The sequence below is a fragment of the Streptomyces aureus genome (genome assembly GCF_001418135.1).
Classification (GTDB): Bacteria; Actinomycetota; Actinomycetes; order Streptomycetales; family Streptomycetaceae; genus Streptomyces; species Streptomyces aureus_A.
Genome location: NZ_LIPQ01000134.1, coordinates 1 through 22,016 on the forward strand (window position 1 = coordinate 1; position 22,016 = coordinate 22,016).

The 22,016-nt window shown below is 73.1% G+C and carries 24 protein-coding genes; 15 read left to right on the forward strand and 9 right to left on the reverse strand.

The window, feature by feature from the left end; all coding sequences use genetic code 11:
* The 3 genes from AOK00_RS13335 to AOK00_RS13345 all read left to right on the forward strand — a co-directional run.
* Positions 1-786, forward strand: a 786-nt coding sequence (locus AOK00_RS13335) for a hypothetical protein (protein WP_055600517.1), incomplete at its 5' end; no start/stop codon positions are given.
* Positions 787-993: 207 nt separating this feature from the next.
* Positions 994-2,043: a C40 family peptidase gene (locus AOK00_RS13340; protein WP_055600518.1), complete on the forward strand. Its 1,050-nt coding sequence runs from the start codon at positions 994-996 to the stop codon at positions 2,041-2,043.
* Positions 2,044-2,556: 513 nt separating this feature from the next.
* Positions 2,557-3,792: a PP2C family protein-serine/threonine phosphatase gene (locus AOK00_RS13345; RefSeq protein WP_055600519.1), complete on the forward strand. Its 1,236-nt coding sequence runs from the start codon at positions 2,557-2,559 to the stop codon at positions 3,790-3,792.
* 28 nt (positions 3,793-3,820) lie between these two features.
* Here the strand turns inward: AOK00_RS13345 and AOK00_RS13350 are convergent, their stop codons facing one another.
* The 4 genes from AOK00_RS13350 to AOK00_RS13365 form a co-directional block, all read right to left on the reverse strand.
* On the reverse strand, positions 3,821-4,165 hold the full coding sequence (locus AOK00_RS13350; protein WP_055600520.1) for a DUF2516 family protein: 345 nt from the start codon (positions 4,163-4,165) through the stop codon (positions 3,821-3,823).
* Positions 4,166-4,254: 89 nt separating this feature from the next.
* Complete coding sequence (locus AOK00_RS13355; RefSeq protein WP_055600521.1) at positions 4,255-4,851, reverse strand: hypothetical protein; 597 nt, start codon at positions 4,849-4,851, stop codon at positions 4,255-4,257.
* Between the two features lie 52 nt (positions 4,852-4,903).
* The gene (locus AOK00_RS13360; RefSeq protein ID WP_055600522.1) at positions 4,904-5,410 is read right to left on the reverse strand and encodes a helix-turn-helix domain-containing protein; all 507 of its coding nucleotides are present in this window, start codon (positions 5,408-5,410) and stop codon (positions 4,904-4,906) included.
* A 242-nt stretch (positions 5,411-5,652) separates the two neighbouring features.
* A complete protein-coding gene (locus AOK00_RS13365) occupies positions 5,653-6,246 on the reverse strand; it encodes a TetR/AcrR family transcriptional regulator (protein ID WP_055600523.1) in 594 nt (197 codons plus the stop codon).
* A 120-nt stretch (positions 6,247-6,366) separates the two neighbouring features.
* Here AOK00_RS13365 and AOK00_RS13370 point away from each other — a divergent pair, with 120 nt between their 5' ends.
* The 7 genes from AOK00_RS13370 (at position 6,367) to AOK00_RS13400 (ending at position 11,454) form a co-directional block, all read left to right on the forward strand.
* Positions 6,367-7,059 carry an SDR family oxidoreductase gene (locus AOK00_RS13370; protein ID WP_055600524.1) on the forward strand — a complete coding sequence of 231 codons (693 nt, stop codon included), beginning with the start codon at positions 6,367-6,369 and terminating at the stop codon, positions 7,057-7,059.
* Between the two features lie 55 nt (positions 7,060-7,114).
* Positions 7,115-7,453 carry a hypothetical protein gene (locus AOK00_RS40275; RefSeq protein WP_055600525.1) on the forward strand — a complete coding sequence of 113 codons (339 nt, stop codon included), beginning with the start codon at positions 7,115-7,117 and terminating at the stop codon, positions 7,451-7,453.
* 171 nt (positions 7,454-7,624) lie between these two features.
* On the forward strand, positions 7,625-8,629 hold the full coding sequence (locus AOK00_RS13380) for an NADP-dependent oxidoreductase (protein ID WP_055600550.1): 1,005 nt from the start codon (positions 7,625-7,627) through the stop codon (positions 8,627-8,629).
* 276 nt (positions 8,630-8,905) lie between these two features.
* Positions 8,906-9,583: an ATP-dependent endonuclease gene (locus tag AOK00_RS13385; RefSeq protein ID WP_055600526.1), complete on the forward strand. Its 678-nt coding sequence runs from the start codon at positions 8,906-8,908 to the stop codon at positions 9,581-9,583.
* 129 nt (positions 9,584-9,712) lie between these two features.
* Complete coding sequence (locus tag AOK00_RS13390; RefSeq protein WP_055600527.1) at positions 9,713-10,120, forward strand: helix-turn-helix transcriptional regulator; 408 nt, start codon at positions 9,713-9,715, stop codon at positions 10,118-10,120.
* A 56-nt stretch (positions 10,121-10,176) separates the two neighbouring features.
* Complete coding sequence (locus AOK00_RS13395) at positions 10,177-10,590, forward strand: VOC family protein (protein ID WP_055600528.1); 414 nt, start codon at positions 10,177-10,179, stop codon at positions 10,588-10,590.
* A 108-nt stretch (positions 10,591-10,698) separates the two neighbouring features.
* Positions 10,699-11,454: a DUF5710 domain-containing protein gene (locus AOK00_RS13400; protein ID WP_055600529.1), complete on the forward strand. Its 756-nt coding sequence runs from the start codon at positions 10,699-10,701 to the stop codon at positions 11,452-11,454.
* Between the two features lie 208 nt (positions 11,455-11,662).
* Here the strand turns inward: AOK00_RS13400 and AOK00_RS13405 are convergent, their stop codons facing one another.
* Entirely contained in the window at positions 11,663-12,142 is a 480-nt protein-coding gene (locus tag AOK00_RS13405) for a hypothetical protein (protein WP_055600530.1), read from the reverse strand.
* An 86-nt stretch (positions 12,143-12,228) separates the two neighbouring features.
* On the opposite strand from AOK00_RS13405, the gene AOK00_RS13410 reads away from it, so the two are divergent.
* The 3 genes from AOK00_RS13410 (at position 12,229) to AOK00_RS13420 (ending at position 15,421) form a co-directional block, all read left to right on the forward strand.
* Positions 12,229-12,714: a MarR family winged helix-turn-helix transcriptional regulator gene (locus AOK00_RS13410; protein WP_055600531.1), complete on the forward strand. Its 486-nt coding sequence runs from the start codon at positions 12,229-12,231 to the stop codon at positions 12,712-12,714.
* Positions 12,715-12,971: 257 nt separating this feature from the next.
* Positions 12,972-14,417, forward strand: coding sequence for an MFS transporter (locus AOK00_RS13415; protein ID WP_254047355.1), 1,446 nt, complete (start codon positions 12,972-12,974; stop codon positions 14,415-14,417).
* A complete protein-coding gene (locus AOK00_RS13420) occupies positions 14,414-15,421 on the forward strand; it encodes a helix-turn-helix transcriptional regulator (RefSeq protein WP_055600533.1) in 1,008 nt (335 codons plus the stop codon). Before AOK00_RS13415 ends, AOK00_RS13420 begins: the two co-directional genes overlap by 4 nt.
* Here AOK00_RS13420 and AOK00_RS13425 read toward each other — a convergent pair.
* The 3 genes from AOK00_RS13425 to AOK00_RS13435 form a co-directional block, all read right to left on the reverse strand.
* A complete protein-coding gene (locus tag AOK00_RS13425) occupies positions 15,333-17,336 on the reverse strand; it encodes a HelD family protein (RefSeq protein ID WP_055600534.1) in 2,004 nt (667 codons plus the stop codon). The two genes, AOK00_RS13420 and AOK00_RS13425, sit on opposite strands and share 89 nt — an antisense overlap.
* Before the next feature lie 87 nt (positions 17,337-17,423).
* Positions 17,424-18,065, reverse strand: coding sequence for a TetR/AcrR family transcriptional regulator (locus AOK00_RS13430; RefSeq protein ID WP_055600535.1), 642 nt, complete (start codon positions 18,063-18,065; stop codon positions 17,424-17,426).
* A complete protein-coding gene (locus tag AOK00_RS13435; RefSeq protein ID WP_055600536.1) occupies positions 18,062-18,838 on the reverse strand; it encodes a TetR/AcrR family transcriptional regulator in 777 nt (258 codons plus the stop codon). Before AOK00_RS13435 ends, AOK00_RS13430 begins: the two co-directional genes overlap by 4 nt.
* 125 nt (positions 18,839-18,963) lie before the next feature.
* On the opposite strand from AOK00_RS13435, the gene AOK00_RS13440 reads away from it, so the two are divergent.
* Positions 18,964-19,911 carry an ABC transporter ATP-binding protein gene (locus AOK00_RS13440; protein WP_055600537.1) on the forward strand — a complete coding sequence of 316 codons (948 nt, stop codon included), beginning with the start codon at positions 18,964-18,966 and terminating at the stop codon, positions 19,909-19,911.
* Positions 19,904-20,659 (forward strand): ABC transporter permease, encoded by a 756-nt coding sequence (locus AOK00_RS13445; protein WP_055600538.1) that lies wholly within the window; start codon positions 19,904-19,906, stop codon positions 20,657-20,659. Before AOK00_RS13440 ends, AOK00_RS13445 begins: the two co-directional genes overlap by 8 nt.
* 46 nt (positions 20,660-20,705) lie before the next feature.
* On the opposite strand, the gene AOK00_RS13450 is transcribed toward AOK00_RS13445, so the two are convergent.
* A complete protein-coding gene (locus AOK00_RS13450; protein ID WP_055600539.1) occupies positions 20,706-21,950 on the reverse strand; it encodes a GNAT family N-acetyltransferase in 1,245 nt (414 codons plus the stop codon).
* Between the last annotated feature and the right edge of the window lie 66 nt (positions 21,951-22,016).

Consider the following 22,016-nt stretch of genomic DNA (forward strand, 5'->3'; position numbering starts at 1 on the left):
CGCACCACCCGCCCCGTCGGCACCCCGACCCGCGGGACCACCAACCCCAACCGTCTGCGCCGCATGGACCGCTGGATCGCCGCCGTCCACGGGCCCGCCCTGCGCCGCTCCCCCGAACCGCCGCTCGCGGTGGACCTCGGGTACGGGGCCGCCCCCTGGACCGCCGTCGAGCTCCTCGCCCGGCTGCGCACCGCCGAACCCCGCACCCGTCTCTACGGCATCGAGATCGAGCCCGCCCGCGTCGAGGCCGCGAAGCCGTACGAGCACGAGGGCCTCTCCTTCCTGCACGGCGGCTTCGAGGTTCCCGTACCCGGCCGGGTCGCCCTGATCCGGGCGGCGAACGTGCTGCGCCAGTACGACGAGGAGCAGGTCGCGGCCGTCTGGGAGCGGCTGTGCGGGCGGCTCGCCCCGGGCGGACTGCTCGTGGAGGGAACCTGCGACGAGATCGGGCGCCGGCACGTCTGGGTCGCGCTCGACGGGAGCGGGCCGCGGACGGTGACCTTCGCGACCCGGCTCGGCTCGCTCGACCGGCCGTCGGACCTGGCGGAGCGGCTGCCGAAGGCGCTGATCCACCGCAATGTGCCGGGTGAGCCGGTGTACGCGTTCCTGCGGGACTTCGACCGGGCGTGGGCGGCGGCGGCCCCGTACGCCTCGCTCGGCGCGCGGCAGCGGTGGATCCGCTCGGCCCGCGACCTGGCGGCGGACTGGCCGCTGACGGACGGGCCCCGGCGGTGGCGCCAGGGCGAGGTGACGGTGCGGTGGGGGGCGCTGGCGCCGCGGGGTTGAGAGAACGAGACCTCGTCTTTTCCCAACTGACGCTGAATTTCCGGTACGTCGGGAACGCCACGCCCGTATCTCACGTCCCCCGTGAGGGGAGCAGGCCCGACAGGCCCCGGTTTCCCCTGTTGCTTTACGGTTTCGCATGGCACTATCGCCAAGGTCACCGCCAAGTTACTGACGGTAAATCAGATTTGGTCACTCGAGGGGGAGCTCGTGAACCGACGCCGCCACGCCACCGCCGCGATCACCATGATCTGCGCCTTGACCGTGCTGGCCTCACCCGCGCTGACCCTGCAGGCCGCCGCCGCACCGCTCCCGCCGCCGCCTCCGAAGAAGAGCCTGGAGGAGGTGCGCAAGGAGATGGACACCCTGTACCGGCAGGCCGCCGTCGCCACCGACGCGTACAACCTCGCGGAGGAGAAGACGAAGGAGCAGTCCGCCGAGATCGTCCGGGTCGCCGTGATGATCGTGGAGGGCCGCGAGAAGATCGAGGCGCTCAAGGCCAAGGCCGGCGCCACCGCCCGCGCCCAGTACCGCAACGGCGGACTCCCCGACGGCGCGCAGCTCGTCCTCACGAACGATCCCCAGCTCTTCCTCGACAACGCGGGACGCCTCAAGGCCGGGGCGAAGGCCACCACGGACCTGCTCGGTGAAATGACCCGCACCCAGGCCCAGTTGGACGTGTACGCCAAGGACGCGGGCATGAACTGGACCAAGCTGGAGGCCAACCGCGTGCGGCAGGCCCAGGCGAAGAAGGAGATCGAGGGCAAGATCGCCGCCGCGAAGAAGCTGGAGTCCGAACTCGCCGCCGAGGAGCGGGAGCGGCTGCGGCGGCTCGAAGAGCAGGCGCTGTCCAGGGCCCAGACGAGCTGGCTCGGCACCGGCGTCCTCGCCGGCCTCAAGGGGGACACGACGCCGGAGGCGAAGAGGGCGATCGAGTTCGCGACCGGGCAGATCGGCAAGCCGTACGTGTGGGGCGCGGAGGGACCGGACTCGTACGACTGCTCCGGACTGACCCAGCTCGCCTGGGGCACGGCGGGCCGGCCGATTCCGCGCACCTCGCAGGAGCAGTGGCGCCTGCTGCCGCGCGTGGACATCAAGGACATGCGGCCCGGCGACCTGATCGTCTACTTCAAGGACGCGAGCCACATCGGGATGTACGTCGGAAACGGCACGATGGTGCACGCACCGCGCCCCGGCCGGAACGTGACGCTCGCGGGGGCCGGCTCGATGGAGATCCTGGGCGTCGTCCGCACGACGTGACGGGGCGTCGTCGGCCGGTGTGACGGGTGGCCGTCCGCACGACGTCACGGGGCGCCGTCCGCCGGTGCGACGGGTGGCCGTTCGCACGACGTCACGAGGCGCCGTCCGCCGGTGTGACGACGGCCACCGGCTCGCGCTCCCGCTCCCCTCCACGTGACCGGGCGCCGTCCGCCCGACGTGACGGAGTCCACGCGCCGCGGCGGAACCGCGGGCGCCGCCCCGGCGTGACCTTTCTCATTGCCTCGGGGGCGCCCCGTCGGCCGTACGGGGGCAAGTACCTCCCCTTCCGCGGCATATGCCAATCGAGACGCGGACGCCGACCCGCTGATCGCCATTCCGCTGCGCACCGCCCTACCGCTATGGTCCGGGACGGGCGGGACGCCACCCGGCGCCCTGCGCACCCTCGGGGGGGAGGGAAGGAAACCCGGACCGATGCCCGTATCCGTACCGCGTCAGAGAAACGTCTCTGCCGCTGTGGGACCCGGCGACGTCGCCACTACGGACGCCACCGCCATGGACGCCACCGCTATGACAGGCACAGTCACAGGCACCGACCGCACCGATCTCACTCTCCTGGTCGTCGAGGACGACCCGGCGGGTGCCCTCGCCGTACCCGAACTCCTCGACGCGGCCGACGCCGCCGGCACCCGGGTCCGCATCCGTACCGCCCGCAACCTCACCGAGGCCGAGCGGCTCCTCACCGACGACGTCCACTGCATCCTCGTCGACCTGTCCCTGCCCGGCCCCCGCGCCGCCGCGGGCGACGACCCGCTCGCCCCGCTGCGGCACATCCTGCGGCTCGCCCCGCGCCACGCCGTCCTCGCGCTGGCGGCCTCCGCCGACGCCGAGCTGGCGGCCGAGGCGGTACGCGTCGGAGCCCAGGACCACCTGTTCCGCGAGGAACTCGACGGGCGGCTGCTCAGCCGGGCCATCCGGTACGCGGTCGAGCGCAAGCGCGCCGACGCCGTCCAGGTGAAGCTCGCCGAGTCCCGGCTCCGCGCACAGGAGAACGCCCGCCTGGAGCGCGGGCTGCTCCCCACGCCGCTCCTGGAGGGCTCCGACCTCCGGTTCGCGGCCCACTACCGTCCCGGCCGCTCGCGCGCCCTTCTCGGCGGTGACTTCTACGACGTGGTCCGTACGCCCGACGGCACCGTCCACGCCATGATCGGCGACGTGTGCGGCCACGGCCCCGACGAGGCCGCGCTCGGCGTCGAGCTGCGGATCGCGTGGCGGGCCCTGACCTTCGCGGGGCTGTGCGGGGACGAGCTGCTCTCCACGATGCAGCAGGTCCTGGAGCACGAGCGGGAGAGCGAGGAGATCTTCGCGACCCTCTGCACCGTCGACATCGCGCCCGACGGCCGCCGCGCGGGCCTGTGCCTCGCCGGGCACCCGTCGCCGCTGATCGCCCGGCAGGGGCGGGCGGCACGGCTGCTGCCGTACGAGGACGGCGGCCCGGCACTCGGACTGCTGCCGCGCGCCCGCTGGCCGCGCCGACAGGTCGAGCTCGGCGGGGCCTGGAGCCTGCTCATGTACACGGACGGGCTGATCGAGGGCCGCTCGGCCGGACCCGGCTCGCCGCGGCTCGGCCAGGACGGGATGGTCGACATGATCAACCGGCAGCTGGCCTCGGGCCTGCGGGGCGACGAGCTCCTGGAGGCCGCGGTCACGGAGGTCCGGTCCCTGAACGGCGGCGAGCTGACGGACGACGTCGCGGTCCTGGCCCTGGAAAGGGACAGGGCCCGGGGATGACCCCGGGCCCTGATGTCGCTTCTCGCGGCTAGCGGCCGCCGTTGTACGGGCCGTACGGCCCGTCGCTGCTGGAGCCGCCGCCCCGTCGGCCACCTCCGCCGCCCGACACCTGCTGGAGCGCGGGGCGGACGTCGACCATGAAGACGATGGCGGCGATCACTCCCGCGATCTGCAGGAAGAGCATCGGGAAGAGCAGATTCAGGGCGAGGTTGATGCCCAGGATGATCAGCCAGAACTTCTTCGTCTGCTTCTCGGCGGCGCGGTAGGCGTCCTCGCGCGCCATGGCGGCGAAGACGAGCGCGGCGACGGCGAAGCCGGTGAAGATCAGGAACATCACCAGGGAGAGGAGGGAGTCGAATCCCGCGCGCAACATGCTGAGCACCGCCTAGGGAAGAGGGAAAGAGCGCCTCGCGGTCAAGGTACCCGGTTCAACGCACCAGGTACCCGCATTGGTGCCCGGCGCTACTCCTTCTCGGCGGCGACGGCCGTCTTCTTGGCGGGCGCCTTGCGGGCGGTGGTCTTCCGTGCGGGCGCCTTCTTCGCCTCGGCGGGCTCGGTGGAGGCCGCCACCGGCTCCTCCTCGGCCTTGGTCTCCTCGACCTTGGTCTCCTCGGCCTTGGTCTCCTCCGGCTCGACGACGACGGCGATCTCGACGATCTCCTCGGCGACTTCCCCGCGCCAGGCCCTGACGGCCTCCTCGCCGTGGGCGGCGACCTCCTCGTACTTCTCGCGCGCCTTGACGGCGTACTCGGCGGCGACGCCGACGCCGCGCAGAGCGAAGTCCTGGGCGGTCTCGCCGAGCTTCTTGAGGTCCGTGTCGAGAGCGCCGACGACGTCGGCGAGCTTCGACTGCACAGTGGCCTGGGCCTCCTTGGCCTGCGAGGTCACCTTCTCCTGCACGGCCTTCGGGTCGGTGTTCCGTACGGCCTCGATGCGGGCGGGCGCCTCGGCGGCGATCTGCTCGATCAGGCCGGGAACCTTCTTGGCCTGCTGCACGGCGAGGTCCGCGGTGCCGGCGGCGAAGTAGAGAGGGGTACGCAGTTCGTCGATGATGGCCATGCTGGTGGTCCTCCCGGATGTGACGTACGAGCGAGCGCTGGCTCAGGGACGGTCAGGCATCGGACGCGTCGGCGGGCCGCTCGGCGGCCGCGGCGCGGGCGCCCGCGGGGGTCTCGGTGGTTCTGTCGGCTCCGGTGGCTCCGGTGGCTCCGGCCTGATCGACCTCGGCCGTCCGGTCCGCCTGGGCAGCCTGGGAGGCCGCTGCGGCGGCCTCGGCGGCGTTCTCCTTGCGGAAGGAGTCATAGATCTGGAGCAGCACCTGCTTCTGCCGCTCGTTGATCGAGGGATCGGCGAGGATGACGGCGCGCGTCTCCAGCTCCTCCCGCTCCTTCTCGTCGAGGATCCCGGCCCGCACGTAGAGCGTCTCGGCGGAGATCCGCAGCGCCTTCGCGACCTGCTGCAACACCTCGGCGCTCGGCTTCCGCAGCCCCCGCTCGATCTGACTCAGGTACGGATTCGACACCCCGGCGGCGTCGGCGAGCTGCCGCAGGGAGAGCTGCGCGGTCCGCCGCTGTTCGCGGAGGTACTCACCGAGATTGCCGACGTTGAGCGATGCCATGCCCCGACCATGCCAGCCTTTGCTAACTATTGCAAGCAGCCGCTTGCAAGAGTCGCCTCCGACCGGCAACCGTCCGGCCGAGCCTGAGCGCGACGGGTGTCGCATGTGCACGACAGCTGCCGTGGGAGCACGGAACCACGCCAGACCGATCAGGCCGCGAGCACGGAGGCCTCGGGCCCCGCGTCACCTCGCGGGTGCGACCGGTGCACACACGCCGCGCGGCGCCCGGTGCCGGCCCCCGGTCAGCCGGCTTCCGTCAGGGCCGCGTGCGCGGCGGCGAGGATCTCCTCGGAGAGCGGGGAGCCCTGGGTGGCCCGGGACAGGACCAGAGCACCGACCAGGGTGCACAGGCGGGCGAGGCCGCCCTCGCCGCCCCCGACGCCCTCGCCGCCCGCGACGGCCTCGGCGGGGGCGAGGAACGCGGCGAAGTCGGCCACGCCCTCCGCGTAGGTACGGCGCGCCTCGCGGCCTTCGGGTCCGCGCGCGACATCGATGGCGAGAGCCGCGACCGGGCAGCCGTCCGCCGCGTTGTCACGGTGTTCGACGGAGAGGTAGGAGTCGATCAGGGCCCGCTGAGCGGCATCCCGCTGCCCGTCGTGCCGGTCGAGCCCGGCCGCATTGCGCCGTGCGATCTCATCGAAGACGTGGGCGGTGACCTCATCGACGAGCGCTTCCTTGGAGGCGAACTGCTTGTAGAAACCGCCGTGGGTGAGGCCGGCCGCCTTCATGAGATCGGCGACGCTGACGTGGGTGCCCTGCTCCCGGAACAGCCGCGACGCGGTGTCCACCACCCGCCTGCGATTTTCCTCCGCCTGCGCCTGCGATACGCGGCCCATGGCCACCTCCTGCACGAGTTTAGATGTCGATTGATATCTATCCTAGTCCGTGTTTAGATTGTGGTTGAAATCTAATTGACGCGGGTGCTCCGACGGCGCCTGCGAAGGACAGGAGCGAGCATGGAACTGCAGAACGCGGTCGCGGTGGTCACCGGCGCCAACCGGGGCCTCGGGCGGCACCTGGCCGCCCAGCTCGTCGAGCGTGGCGCCAAGGTCTACGCGGCGGCCCGGCGTCCCGAGACGGTCGACCTGCCGGGCGTCCACCCGTTGCGCCTCGACGTGACGGACCAGGAGTCGATACGGGAGGCCGCCCGCATCGCGTCGGACGCGACGCTGCTGATCAACAACGCGGGCGTCTCCACCGGCGCGACGCTGGTCGGCGGCGACCTGGACGAGGTACGTCGCGAGATGGAGACCAACTTCTTCGGCCCGCTCGTCGCCACACGGGCCTTCGCTCCCGTCATCGAGGGCAACGGCGGCGGCGCCGTACTCAACGTCCTGTCCGCCCTGTCCTGGTTCCACCCGGCAGGACTCGGCTCCTACGCGGCTTCCAAGGCCGCCGCCTGGGCTCTGAGCGACGCGAGCCGCGAGGAACTGGCGCCCCGCGGGATCACCGTCTCGGCGCTGCACGTCGGCTACATGGACACCGACATGGCCGCCGGCGTGCCCGCCGATCAGAAGGTCGCCGCCGCCGACGTCGCGGCCCAGGCCCTGTACGGCATCGAGACCGGCCTGCCGGAGATCCTCGCCGACGAGACCAGCCGGTACGTCAAGCAGAGCCTGTCCGCGACGCCCCAGCCGACCGCGGGCTGACGCTCCCTCCACCACGGCCCGACGGCCTTCCAGGCGCCCTGCGCAAGGACTTCTCTTGCGTTGCACGGCCTTCGGCCGCAAGACCGGACTACGCGCCTCCGTGTACGCGCTCGGCACCGCGAACTTCGGCACCGGCTGGGGCGCCGGCGCCGAGCCCGGCGAGGCACGCCGGATCTTCGACCGGTTCGCCGAGGCCGGCGGCACCTTCCTCGACAGCGCCGACAGCTACCTCGCAGCCCTCGACGTCCAGCTCACCGACGAGCGGTACGCGCGCCTCGGCAAGGTCCGCGCCATGCCGCTCGGAGCACCGCACGAGGGCGTCGCGGGCTCGCTGGGCCGCCTCCAGGGCGGCGACGCGGGCAGTGTCATCGCCCCGGCCGTGCCGGTGGCCTGAGCCCGGAAACACGGCCGCCGCGGGGCTCTCCGCGCAGGCACTGGCCACTGCAGTGCCGACGCGGAGCGCGCGGACCAGAAGACACCACAAACCAGCTCGTAACGAGACAAACCCCGCACGAACAGAACACCCCTCCCGCTTGGACGGGAGACCGCACGAACGGAGATGACGATGAAGGCCTTCATGGTCGAGAAGTACGGTGACGCGTCCACCATGCGTGCCGCCGAGACACCCGACCCCCAGGTGGGCGCCGACGACGTCCTGGTCAGGATCGACGCCGCGAGTGTCAACCCGCTGGACATGAAGATCCGCGACGGTGACCTCAAGCAGATCCTGCCCTACCGTCTCCCGCTCGTACTGGGCAACGACCTCGCCGGGACCGTCGTCCGCGTCGGATCGTCCGTCACCCGCTTCGCGGTGGGCGACGAGGTCTACGCGCGGCCCGACAAGGACCGCATCGGCACCTTCGCCGAACTCCTCGCCGTCCACCAGGACGACCTGGCGGCCAAGCCCGCCACGCTCACCATGACCGAGGCCGCCTCCCTCCCCCTGGTCGCGCTGACCGCCTGGCAGGCCCTGGTCGAGCGGGCGAACGTCCAGCCGGGCCAGAAGGTCCTCATCCACGCGGGCGCCGGCGGCCTGGGATCCATCACCATCCAACTGGCCAAGGCACTGGGCGCGCACGTGGCCGCCACCGCGAGCACCGCCAAGATCGACCTCGTCAAGGACCTCGGCGCGGACGAGGTCATCGACTACCGCACCCAGGACTTCTCCGAACTCCTCACCGGCTACGACCTCGTCCTGGACTCCCTCGGCGGCGAGAACCTCGCCAAGTCCCTGCGCATCCTCAAGCCCGGCGGCCTGGCCATCTCCGTCGCGGGCCCGCCCGACCCGGCCACCGCCCGCGAACTCGGCTCGAACCTGGTGCTCCGCCTGGGCATCGCCGCGCTCAGCGCCAAGATCCGGCGCCAGGCCAAGCGTCTCGGTGTCACGTACTCCTTCCTGTTCATGAAGGCCAGCGGCGACCAGCTGCGCGAACTCACCCCCCTCATCGACGCCGGGAAGATCCGCCCCGTCGTCGACAGCGTCTTCCCCTTCGACGAGACCCTCCAGGCCATGGAGTACGTCGAGAAAGGCCGCGCGAAGGCCGGCAAGGTCGTCGTCTCCATGACGTGAACCCAGGGCAACGGCCCTGCCGGACGCCGAGAACGCCGCCGGCCACAACGACAGATGTCACGCTCAGAGCTTCACGAAAGGGCAGGTCGGGACGGAAGGATGACGACACCCATCGTGCTCGGTCTCACCGGCCCAACATCGGGATGGCCTCCCGTCTCGCCGAACCCGTACTCCTCGGAACGGCGTTCCTCGCCGTACGCACTGACCCCGCGCACCCGCGCGAGGCCGCCCGTAATCCCCGTGATCTTCGCGGTCGCTGCTGCGAGACTGGGCCGCATGGAGACGACGACGGGGCGCTTCCGGGCGGCGGTCAGGGAGTGGGCGGCCGATGGTTCCGAGGCTTCGGCGGCCGCCGCGGTCGCGCGCGACGTCGCGGCCGGCACCGAGCTGCGTACGGCCGTGCTCGTGGAAGGGGTCAGCGACCACGTCGCGCTCGACGCGCTCGCGGCCCGGCACGGCCGCTCCCTCGACGCCGAGGGCATCGCCGTCATTCCGCTCGGAGGGGCGACCAACATCGGCAGGTTCGTGCATCTGCTCGGGCCCCAGGGGCTCGGCGTCACGCTGGCGGGCCTGTGCGACGCCGGCGAGGAGGGCCACTTCTCGCGCGCCCTCGAACGTGAAGGACTCGGCCACGGCCTCGCCCGCGCCGACATGGAGCCGCTCGGCTTCTACGTCTGCGACGCCGACCTGGAGGAGGAGCTGATCCGCTCCCTCGGCGCCGAGTCGGTGCAGCGGGTCGTCGACGCCCAGGGCGACCTGCGGGCCTTCCGCATCTTCCAGAAGCAGCCCGCCCAGCGGGAGCGGGACGTCGAGCGGCAGCTGCGACGTTTCATGGGCACCATCAGCGGCCGCAAGAGCCAGTACGCCCGCTCGCTCGTCGACGCCCTCGACCTCGCCGAGGTACCCCGCCCGCTGGACCGCCTGCTCGCGCACGTGTCCACGTCCACGGAATGAGCGACCGCACCCCTCGGCCCCTTCAGGCCGCCGGGGTGTCGAAGCGGCGGCGGGCCGTCTCGATGGCGCCGAGGTACCGGCGGGTCCCGTCGTCCCTCGCGTCCCGCGCCGCTCCTGCCCCGCCGTGCCATGCTGGTGGGCGTGGCACTGGAGGACCTGGTACGGCTGCGCCGGGCGCGGGACGTGATGGATCGCGACTACGCGCTGCCGCTCGACGTACCCGCGCTCGCCTCCGTCGCCCTCATGTCGACCGGGCACTTCGCCCGCAGTTTCCGCGCCGCCTTCGGCGAGACCCCGTACAGCCACCTCATGACCCGCCGCGTCGAGCGCGCCAAGGCGCTGCTCCGGCGGGGTGACATGAGCGTCACGGACGTCTGCGTCGCCGTCGGGTGCACCTCGCTCGGGTCCTTCAGCACCCGCTTCACCGAACTCGTCGGCGAGACGCCGTCCGCCTACCGGGCCCGCCGGCACGAGGACGGGGCCGTGATCCCGGCGTGCGTCGCGAAGGTGCGTACGCGGCCGGTCCGGAAGAGCTGAGCCGTCGATCAGTTCCGGAGAAGCGGAATCCTGCGGCCCGCCGTAGCTTCGAAGGCATGAACGTCAAGCTCTCGCAGTGCTTCATCGCGGTCGACGACCACGACAAGGCCCTCGCCTTCTACCGCGACGCCCTCGGTCTCGAAGTGCGGAACGACGTCGGTTTCGAGGGGATGCGCTGGGTGACCGTCGGGTCCCCCGCGCAGCCGGACGTGGAGATCGTCCTCGAACCGCCGCTCGCCGACCCCAACGCCTCCCCCGCCGACCGGCAGGCGGTGGCGGAGCTGCTCGCCAAGGGCATGCTGCGCGGCGTGATCTTCTCCACCGAGGACGTCGACGCCACCTTCGAACAGGTCCGGGCGGCCGGCGGCGAGGTCCTCCAGGAGCCGGTCGACCAGCCGTACGGCGTCCGCGACTGCGCCTTCCGCGACCCGGCGGGCAACATGCTGCGCTTCACCCAGCCCCGCTCCTAGCGCCCCGAACCTCCCCGAACCCCCCTGTAGGCCTCCGCCGTTCGTGCCACCATGACCCGGGGCGCCCGCGGCGCCCGAGTCGGGCCGAGGGCACCAGGGGGGTTCCGCATGCCGGTTGAACGCGTCTGGCTGGACGTGCCGTACGCCGAGAAGGACGCGGCCAAGCGCGGCGGGGCCCGTTGGGACCCCGCCGCCAAGCGGTGGTTCGCGCCCCGGGCCGGGATCACCGAACTCGCCCGCTGGGCCGCCTCCGCCGACGTCCCCGACCTGCTGCCCGGCGAGGACCGGACACTCGGCAGCGGGCTCTTCGTCGACCTCGTGCCGCGCACCTGCTGGTTCACCAACGTCCGGTCCTGCGTGGCCGAGGCCGACTGGGAACGGCTCCGCCGGATGATCACCGGTCGGGCCGGGCAGCGCTGCGAGGCCTGCGGGGCGGGCGAGGACCGCCCGGCCCGGCGGTGGCTGGAGGCCCATGAACGATGGACCTACGACGCCACCACCCGCGTCCAGACCCTCAAGCGGCTCATCTGCCTCTGCACCGACTGCCACACCGTCACCCACTTCGGCCTCGCCCAGGTGCGCGGCATCGAGGACCGGGCGTACGCCCACCTCGTGAAGGTCACCGGGATGAGCGAGCCGCAGGCCCGGCACCATGTCCGGGCCGCGTTCGCCGTCTGGGAGGACCGCTCCCGGTACGACTGGGAGCTGGACCTCGGCATCCTCACCGGGGCGGGGATCGCCCTGGCACCGCCGCCCGGCGCCGGCGACCGCGCCCGGGTCGCCGACGAGACCCTCATGCCCCGGCAGCCCGGAGCGCGGCCGGCTCGCGAGAGCGGGGCCGGCACGCACCCCGGCCGCGGCTGAGACGTTGCCCCCGGGTCCCGTGCGCGAGCGACCCGGGGCCCGGGCCCCCGCACGGGACCCGGAGCCCGCGCGGGACCGGGACCTGCGCGCCCGTCGAGTCTGCTCCGCCGCACCCCGCCCGCCGTACTGGCAGATGACACGAGAGGTCGGCGAGGTGACCCTCGCATCACCCAACACCCTCCGCCAGAGGGGTGGTTGGTTCGGGTGGTCACCCCGCCCAGGCGGCGAGCGCCCCGAAGTCCGTCGCCGTGAGCCCCTGGCGGGGGTCCACCCGGTGGAGCAGCGCCCGGCCGGGATGGTGGGCGGCCACCCAGTCGCGGTCGGCCGCGCCGATCTCGTCGTCGACCCAGGCGAACGGCCGCCCGTCGGCCCAGGCCACGAGTCCCGGCGTCTTCCAGTGCACCCCCCGCGCGGGATCGGGCCCGTCCTCGGGCCACCGGACCAGGGGCAGGGCCGGAAGTCCGAGCCGCGGCGCGATCCAGGTGTTGGCGTCGTCCTCCCAGGTCGTCGCCCAGACGAGTGCGTAAGGGAGTGCCGCGAGCCGCGGTCCCTGCGCGGGATCGAGCCGGGCGAGGAGCGGGCTCACGGACGGGGGCGGCGGCGGTGCGTACGTCGGGTACTCCCGCCCGCTCGCCCCGAAGGGGATCAGCGGGCCGTCGACGTCCAGGAAGAGGAGGGGGGTCGCCATGGGTCCATCCTGGACGGGCGACCGTGGCCCCGTCCGTCCACTTCACGATAATCCGCGACGGATCGATCCTCGTTACCCTTGTCGACATGACAGCCATGGCGCCCACCCGCACCGAGCCCGATCTCTCCTACCTCCTCGACCACACCAGTCACGCATTGCGGACCCGGATGGCCGCCGCGCTCGACGCGATCGGACTCACGCCCCGGATGCACTGCGTCCTCGTCCACGCCCTGGAGGAGGAACGCACCCAGGCGCAGCTCGCGGAGATCGGGGACATGGACAAGACGACCATGGTCGTCACCGTCGACGCCCTGGAGAAGGCCGGGCTCGCCGAGCGCCGGCCGTCGAGCACCGACCGGCGCGCGCGGATCATCGCCGTGACCGAGGCGGGGGCCAAGGTCGCCGAGGAGAGCCAGAAGATCGTCGACGGCGTCCACGAGAGCGCCCTCGCCTCACTCCCCGACGACACCCGCATCGCCCTGCTGAAGGCCCTGAACCTGCTGGTCACCGGCCATCTGGAGAACCCGGTCGAGAGCCCGAGGCCGGCCCGCCGGGCCCGCCAGCGCGGCTGAGGGGCCCGGCGGCGCGGCTGAGGGGCCCGGCCGCGCGGCGCGGCTGCGCGACTCGTCAGCGCGGCCGAGAAGCCCGCCAGCGCGACCGAGCCGAACGTCGACAGGCCCGGAAGCCCGCACTCGTTCCGTAAAAAATAGTCTGCAACAAAACCTTCTGCTAATGTCACTCCTGTCGGCTCCACCGAACAGGAGTGATCCCCGTGCCCACGCCCCCGCGCATCTCCCCCCGGCTCGCCCTCGGCGTCCTCGCCACCGGCATGCTGATGACGATCCTCGACGGCAGCATCGTCACCGTCGCGATGCCCGCCATCCAGAGCGACCTCGGCTTCACCCCCGTCGGTCTCAGCTGGGTCGTCAACGCCTACCTGATCGCCTTCGGCTCGCTCCTCCTCCTCGCCGGCCGCCTCGGCGACCTGATCGGCCGCAAGCGGATGTTCCTCGCGGGCACCGGCATCTTCACCGCCGCCTCGCTCCTCGCCGGAGTCGCCGCCTCCCCCGGCGTCCTCATCGCCGCCCGCTTCCTCCAGGGCGTCGGCAGCGCGATGTCGTCCGCCGTCGGCCTCGGCATCCTCGTCACGCTCTTCACCGTGCCGCGCGAACGGGCCCGCGCCATCGCCGTGTTCAGCTTCACCGGCGCCGCCGGCGCCTCCCTCGGCCAGGTCCTCGGAGGCATCCTCACCGACGCCCTCACCTGGAACTGGATCTTCTTCATCAACCTGCCCATCGGCCTCGCCACCCTCCTCGTGGCCCTCCGCGCCCTCCCCTCCGACCAGGGCCTCGGGCTCAGGGCGGGCGCCGACGTACTCGGCGCGGTGCTCGTCACGACCGGCCTCATGACCGGGATCTACGCCGTCGTCAAGATCGAGGAGTACGGGGCCGGTTCGGCGCACACCCTCGGCCTCGGGGCCCTCGCGCTCGCCCTCCTGGCCGGCTTCCTCGTCCGCCAGGCGAAGACCGCGAACCCGCTCATGCCGCTGCGGATCCTCCGCTCGCGCAGCGTCTCCGGCGCCAACGCCGTCCAGATGCTGATGGTCGCCGCGCTCTTCTCGTTCCAGATCCTCGTCGCGCTCTACCTGCAGAAGGTCCTCGGGTACGGCGCCGCCGGGACGGGTCTCGCGATGCTGCCCGCGGCGGTCGTCATCGGCGCCGTCTCCCTCGGTGTCTCGGCCCGTCTCATCGGCCGCTTCGGAGAGCGGAACGTCCTGCTCACCGGCCTCGTCCTGCTCGTCGGCGTCCTCGGCCTGCTGGCCCGCGTCCCCGTCCACGCCTCCTACGTCACCGACCTGCTCCCCGTGATGCTGCTCGCCGCCGGCTTCGGCCTGGCGCTCCCCGCGCTCACCTCGCTCGCCATGTCGGGCGCCGAGGAGAAGGACGCGGGCCTCGCCTCCGGCCTCTTCAACACCACCCAGCAGATCGGCATGGCCCTCGGCGTCGCGGTCCTCTCCACCCTGGCCGCCACCCGCACCGAGTCGCTCACGGCGGCCGGCCGCCCCGCCCCCGAGGCCCTGACCGGCGGCTACCACCTGGCGTTCGCCGTCGGCGCCGGTCTCCTGCTCGCCGCCCTGGCCATCGCCTTCACCGTCCTGCGCCGCCCCGGGAAGCCGGGGACGCCGGAGAAGCCGGGGAAGGTGGGGACGCCGGGGACGCGGCAGCAGACCAGGAAGGCCGGGAAGACGAAGTCCCCTACGACAATGGCGGCATGAGAGCCGACCGACTCGTCGCCGCCCTGCTCTTCCTCCAGACCCGGCAGCGCGTCACCGCCGCCGAACTGGCCGCGGAACTGGACGTGTCCGAGCGCACCGCACGCCGGGATCTCGAAGCTCTCGCGAGCTCCGGGATCCCGGTGTACTCGCAGGCGGGGCAGGGCGGCGGCTGGTCCCTCGTCGGCGGAGCACGTACCGATCTGACCGGCCTCACCGCCCCCGAGATCCGCGCGCTGTTCCTCCTGACCGGTCCGGACACCGTCGCCGACCCCCGGACCCGGACCGCCCTGCGGAAGCTCGTACGGGCTCTCCCCGCGACGCTCCGGGAAGGCGCCGAGGCGGCTGCCCGCGCGGGCGTGTCCGACGGCACGGACTGGGCGGGCACGGAGACGGAGGAGTCTCAACTCGCGCCGCTCCAAAGGGCGGTGGTCGACGCGAGGGAGGTCAGGATCGGCTACGCCCGCCCCGGCCGGGAACCTCGCGAGCGCACCGTCCAGCCACTCGGCATCGCCGCCAAGTCCGGGGTCCGCTACCTCGTCGCCGGCACCGAACACGGCCTGCGGACCTTCCGGATCGGCCGCGTCACCTCGGTCACCGAGACCGGCGCCCCCGCCGTACGCCCCGACGGCTTCGACCTCCCCACCGCCTGGCGCGCGCTCGCCGCCCGCATGGAGGACCGGATGGTCGCCGCGACGGTACGGGGCCGGGCCGCCCCCGGCACGGAGTCGGTCCTGGAAGGCCTGCTCGGCGGGCGGATACGGTACGGGGAACGCGAAGCGGACGGCTGGACGCCGTTCGAGGCCGACGGGCCCTCCCCCGAGGTGGTCGCCGCCCGACTGGCCGGTCTCGGCGCCCGCGTGGAGCTCCTGGACCCGCCGGAGGCACGTACGGCGCTCGCCCGCATCGGAGCCGAACTCACCCTGCTGTACGGGCGGTCGACGCCGCCAGGCACTCCGGAAGCTCCGCCGCGTGCACCAGGGTCAGCCGGGACACCGCCCGCGTGAGCGCCACGTACAGCCGGTTCGGTCCCCGCGCCTCGGCCGCCACGATCGCGGCCGGTTCGACCACGACGACATGGTCGAACTCCAGGCCCTTCACGACCGTCGCGGGCAGCACGGTCACTCGCTCCGCCGCCCCGCACCCGCGTACGGCGTCCTCCACGGGACCCACCAGGCCGTCGGCCGTGATCACCCCGACCGACCCCTCCGCCGCGAGCGCCTCGCGTACGGCCCCGGCGGTCGCACCGCGCAGATCGAGGCGGTCCGTCGTCCGGACGACCGTCACCTCGCCGTCCTTCCGGACGGAGCGGCCCGCCGGTACGTCCGCGCCCAGGTGCGGCAGGAGCCGGTTGGCGAGGTCCACGATCGCCGCCGGGACCCGGTAGCCGAGGGTGAGCGGCACCACGGGCGCCCCGCTCTTGCCCAGGTGGGTCAGTTGCTCGTCCCAGTCGCGGGCCGCCCACGGCGTGGTGCCCTGGGCGAGGTCCCCGAGCACGGTGAGCGAGCCGAACGCGGTGCGGCGGGCGATCGCCCGGCACTCCATGGGCGAGAGGTCCTGGGCCTCGTCGACGACGACGTGGCCGTAGCTCTCGGGCCGCTCGATCAGACCCGCGAGCTCGTCGAGGAGCACGAGGTCGGCGGCGGTCCAGCGCGCCGAGCGGTACGAGCGCGGCGGCCGGTCCCAGCGGATCGCCGCCCGCTCGGCCGCCGTCAGGGCGGGGTCGGAGGGGTCCGTCAGGAGGCCCGCGAGCACCTCCTCCGGCGTCGCCTTCGGCCAGCACGCGTCGAGGAACGCCGTCACCGCCCGCGCCCGCTCGATCCGCCGCGCCCAGGCCGCGCCCATGGGTCCCCACCGGCGCTCCGCCCTGAGTTGGAGGGCCCGCACGATCCGGGCGCGGACCCGCTCGCGGCCCGTCGCGTAGGGCGGCGCCTCCTCCCGTACGTCCGCGACGATCGCGGCGAGTTGCGCGGCCGGCAGCCGCCAGTGGTACGAGCCGTCCGGCACCGCGAGGTCCTCAGCGGGCGCCGGGTCGACCCTGCCGTACAGCGCGCGGCGCAGCACCTCCGCCATCCGGGCGTCGTGCTTGACCCGGGCCGCCGCCTCGCCGTCCTCGGCGCGGACCGGGTGGCGGGCGATCTCGTCGTCGAGGGTGGCCTGACGGACACCGGTCTCGCCGAGCGAGGGCAGCACCTCGGAGATGTACGAGAGGAACGCGCGGTGCGGGCCCAGGACGAGCAGACCGGAACGCCGGATCCGCTGCGGATGGGTGTAGAGGAGGTACGCCGCCCGGTGCAGGCCCACGGCGGTCTTGCCGGTGCCGGGCGCGCCCTGCACACACAGCGAGGCGGCCGGGTCGGAGCGTACGAGGTCGTCCTGCTCGGGCTGGATGGTGGCCGCGATGTCCCGCATCGGGCCCACCCGGGGGCGCTCGATCTCCCCGGCGAGCAGCGCGCTGACGGTCACCTCGCCACCCGCCGTGAGCCGTTCGTCCTCAAGGGCGGTCAGATCCTCCGAAGCGCCCTCGCTGTACGGGGCCCAGCCGAAGCGGCGGCGCCGGAGCACGCCCTGCGGGTCGCGGGCGCCTGCCTGGTAGTAGGCGCGGGAGACGGGCGCGCGCCAGTCGACGACGAGCGGCGGGGCGGCCGGGTCCTCGCCGATCCGGCGGCGGCCGATGTGGTGGACCTGACCGTCGTCGAGGTCGAGGCGCCCGAAGAACAGCGGCCCCGGCGGCTGCTCGCGCATCTCCTTGGCGCGACTGCGCAGATGGCGGCCGAGGGCTTCGGCGTCGGCGCCGGACGCGGCGGTGTCCTCGCCGGTGACGACCTGTTCGGCGACGTCCTCGGTCATCCGGATCAGGGCGGCACGGCAGGCGTCGTGGTGGGAGCGTTCGCGAGCAAGCTCAAGGTCCAGTGACGTCATTCCGGCAAGCCTAACGGAAAACGTTACTGAGTTACATTTTTAACTTGGTGCAGCGCAAGCTCGGCGCGGGGGTCAGTGGCGCGGGGGTCAGTACGGAAGCCCCTCCCGCAACGCCCGAAACGCCAGCCCCGCCGCCGCCATCGCGTCCGCCTCCACCTCGTCGGCCGTCTCCCCGGCCGCGATCCGGGCCGTGTTCTCCTCCGCGAGGACCCTGAGCACGGTCACGATCTGCCCGGCGGCGAGCCGCGCGAGGAGGGGGTCACCCTCCTCACCTGCCGCCAGCGCGCCCGCGAGGGCCGCCTCCGACCGCACCCGGTACGCGTGGAGGCGACCGACCAGGGCCGGCGTGCCGTACAGCAGCCGGAGGTACGCCAGGACCGAAGGGTGATCACAGAGCCCGGTGACCGGGTCGCGCCGGGCGAGGCCGTCGAGCAGATGCGCGGACAGCGCGTCCAGCGGCGCCGTACCGGCACGGCGCCCCTCGGCCACCACCCGGGCCGACTCGTCCTCGTGATCCGCGAACCGGTGGAGGACCAGGTCCTCCTTGGCCGGGAAGTACCGGAAGAGGGTCGGCTTGGAGACCTCGGCGGCGGCCGCCACCTCCGCGACCGAGACGGCGTCGAAGCCGCGCTCCAGGAACAGCGCGACGGCCGCGTCCGACAGGGCCTGCCGGGTGCGCGCCTTCTTCCGCTCGCGGAGGCCGGGAGCCGCCCCGGGTTCGGCGCTCACACGGCACGCCCTTCCACCAGCGCGGCGACCCCGTCCAGGATCCTGGCCAGGCCGAAGCGGAACTCGGCCGTCGGCTCATCGACGCTGTCCATCACGCCCGAGTCCAGCATCCGCGCCACCTCCGGGTACCTCTCCGGGTCGGCGAGCCGACGCAGGGTGCGGCCGTACCGGGCGAGCACCTCCTCCGGGTCCGCCCCGCCCGAGGCGATGACCGTGTCGAGGTCGGCCATGACCAGGGCGTCGTTCCGGACGAACCCTCCGAGCAGCATGGTCACCGAGATCTTCGCCCCCGCGTCGAGCCCGGTGGGCTCCAGGGCGACGAGGGCCTTCTCCCACCAGGCGACCAGGTTCGGTGTCGCGGGCGGTCCCGAGACGGGGACCCGCAGCATCCAGAGGTTGCGGTGGTAGACCTCGCGCAGCGCCCACGCCCAGGCCTCCACGGCCTCGCGCCAGCCGGTGCCGGGCGGGAAGAGCTCGGGCGGGGCGCCGGTGGCCGCCTCCTGCATGAGGACGTACAGCTCGCTCTTGGCGGAGACGTACCGGTAGAGGGACATCGTCGAGGCGCCCAGCTCCTTGGCGACCCGGCCCATGGAGACGGCGCCGAGCCCCTCGGCCGAGGCGAGGGCGACGGCCGCGTCCACGATCCGGTCCAGGGTCAGGCCGGGCTTGGGGCCCTTCGAGGGACGCTCCCGCAGGCCCCAGGCCGCCTCGATGCTCGGCGGCAGAAAGCTCCCGCCGTCGCCCTGGCCGCCACCGCCGCCGCCGTCCGCCATGACCCGCCTCCACCTCGCACGCTTGACGCCCATCCTAGTAATGCGTAACCCTTACACAGTAACGCGTATGCCATACGCAGTACGGAAGAGGCGCCCCCAGCCGTCCACCCGCCCAGGGAGCACCCATGCCTCCGGCCATCGAAGCCAACGGCCTGACCAAGACCTACGGAGACGTCCGCGTCCTCGACGCCCTCGACCTCCACGTCCCGCGCGGCACCGTCTTCGCCCTCCTCGGCCCCAACGGCGCCGGCAAGACCACGACCGTCCGCATCCTCGCCACCCTCACCACGCCCGACGCCGGCCACGCGCGCGTGGCCGGGCACGACGTCGTCACCGCACGCTCCCGGGTCCGCCGCGCGATCAGCCTCACCGGACAGTTCGCCGCCGTCGACGAGGCCCAGACCGGCGCCGAGAACCTCTGGACGGCGGCCCGGCTCTCCGGTCTCTCCCGCCCCGCCGCCGCCCGCCGCGCCGCCGAACTCCTCGACCGCTTCGGGCTCACCGAGGCCGGCGGCCGCCTCACGAAGACGTACTCGGGCGGCATGCGCCGCCGCCTGGACCTCGCCGCCGGCCTCGTCCGCGACCCGGGCGCGACCCAGGTGATGTTCCTCGACGAACCCACCACCGGACTCGACCCCCGCAGCCGCCAGGAGCTGTGGCAGGCGGTCCGCGAACTCTCCGACGCCGGTACGACGGTCTTCCTCACCACCCAGTACCTGGAGGAGGCGGACCGGCTCGCCGACCGGATCGCGGTCCTCGGCAGGGGCCGCACCCTCGCCGAGGGAACCCCCGCCGAGCTCAAGGCCCGGTACGCCGCCCACCGCCTCGACGTCGTCGCGTCCGACGAGGAGAGCTACGCGCGGCTCACCGACCGGACGATCCACGCGGCGACCCGCGACCCCGGGACCCGCACGCTCGGCATCCCCACCGACGGCAGCGCCGCCCACGTGCGGGAGCTGCTCGACGTGCTCGACCCCGGGCGCCGGGACATCGCCCGCTTCGGGCTGCACACGGCCACGCTCGACGACGTCTTCCTGACCCTCACCGAGGACAAGGAGCCCAGCCATGTCTGACACGCTCACCGCCGCGAGCACCCTCGCCGGGCGCGGCATCCGCCTCAGCCGCCGCAACCTGGACGCCGTCATCACCTCGATGATGCTGCCGATCATGCTGATGCTGGTCTTCGTCTACTTCTTCGGCGGAGCCATCGACACCGGCACCCGGTACGTCACCTACGTCGTCCCCGGTGTGCTCGTCCTCTGCGCCGGGTTCGGCGCGGCGAGCACCGCCCTCTCCGTCAGCGAGGACATGCGGCTCGGGGTCGTCGACCGCTTCCGTACGCTCGACATCGGCGGAACGCCGTTCCTCGCGGGCCACGTCGCCGCCGCCGTCACCCGGAACGCGCTCTCCACCACGCTCGTCCTCGGTGCCGCCTTCGTCATCGGCTTCCGCCCGAGCGCCTCCCCGGGCGGCTGGCTCGCGGCGGTCGGACTCCTGCTCGCCTACATCACCGCCGTGTCGTGGCTGTCGGCGGCGATCGGCCTCGTCACGAGAACGGCGGAGGCGGCCGGCGCGGTGACGTTCTTCATGATGTTCCTGCCCTATCCGAGCAGCGCGTTCGTACCCATCGAGACGATGCCGAGCTGGCTGCACGGATTCGCCGAGCACCAGCCGGTGACCCCGCTGATCGAGTCGATGCGGGGCCTGCTGCTCGACCAGCCGGTCGGCGACTCGCCGTGGATCGCGCTGGGTTGGTGTGCGGGCCTGCTGCTCCTGGCGGTCGCCGCGTCCGGCTTCCTCTTCCGGCTCCGCACCCGCTGACGGGCGGGAGTCTCAGCGGGAGCCGGGCCTCAGCGGGAGCCGGGCCTCAGAAGATGTCGGGCGAGAAGGGCCGCAGCGGCGTACGGAACAGCAGGTCGGCGCGGGCCGCCGCGCCGGCCGTCAGCTCCTCGACGCGCCCGAGCCGGGCGAGCCGTACCGCCGACTCGTCACCGAAGGCGAGGACGCCCAACTCGGCGATGTCGAGGGCGAGATCGGCGGACTCGCCCGTACGGGCACAGGAGGCGCCGGCCGGGGACGCGTCGAGCCGGTAGCGCCCGCCCGCGAACCCGTCCCCGTCCCGCAGGTCGAGCACCAGCCCGTCCGTCACCGGGTACGTCCGGCCCTCCAGGACCCGGACGACGTCGAGGACCCGGACCCACAGCATGTCCGCGTACGTCAGCAGCTTCGCGGCGCGCGGGTCAGGCAGGAGCAGCGGCAGCGTGTCGTCGGGCGCCCGGTAGCCGGAGCGGACCGTGCTGATCCAGTCGACGGAGCAGAGGTAGTGCCAGAGGGCGCGCTCGGCGGCCGGGGTGACGGCGACCAGGTCCCGTACGGTCGCCGTGTTCATGGGCTGCTTGGCGTCGTCCCACTTGTCGTCCGCGGTGTACGCCACGAAGCCCTCGACCTCGCCCGACTCCGACCGGTACACCGCGTAGTACGGCTCCCGCCACGGATCGCTCTGCACGCTGCGGCCGGTGCCGTTGTCCCAGTCGCGCGGGGAGCGGTGGGTCACGCCGGCGCGGACGCCGGCGAGCCGGCCGTGCGTCCCGGGGCCGATCTTGCGGATCTCGTCGGCGTCGGTGAGATCGATCCGGCCGCCGTCCTCCGGGCGGCCCGAGCGTCGCGGATCGAGCCCGGTCCGGCGGACGTCCACGCTCCACTCGCTGCACCAGCTGGCCGGACCGAAACCGTACCGTCCGTAGATCGGGTACTCGGCGGCGATCAGGGTGGCGATCGCGTCGCCCCGCTCCTTCGCGGCGGCCAGGTCGGCGGTCATCATCCGGCTCAGCAGTCCGCGCCTGCGGTGCGTCGGGGAGACGGTGACCTGGGTGATCGCGTCGGCGGTGAGGCTCCCGCCGCCCACCGTGCTGACCTCCTGCCGGAAGGACCGGAAGGTGGCGACGAGCCGGTCCCCGTCGAAGGCCCCGAGCGTCCGCGCGAGGTCGACGTGCGGCAGCCGGTCGGCGACCTCCTCGTCGGTCACGACCGGCGGGCGGAGGAAGCCGGTGCGCAGGGCGCGCTGCCAGTCGGGGAACTCGGACTCCGTCACCGCGCGTACGTCGACAGTCATCCTTCGACCCTACGCACGGCCCCGGCGCACCCGCACCCGAGTTTCCCCGGGCGTCTCCGCGGTCTT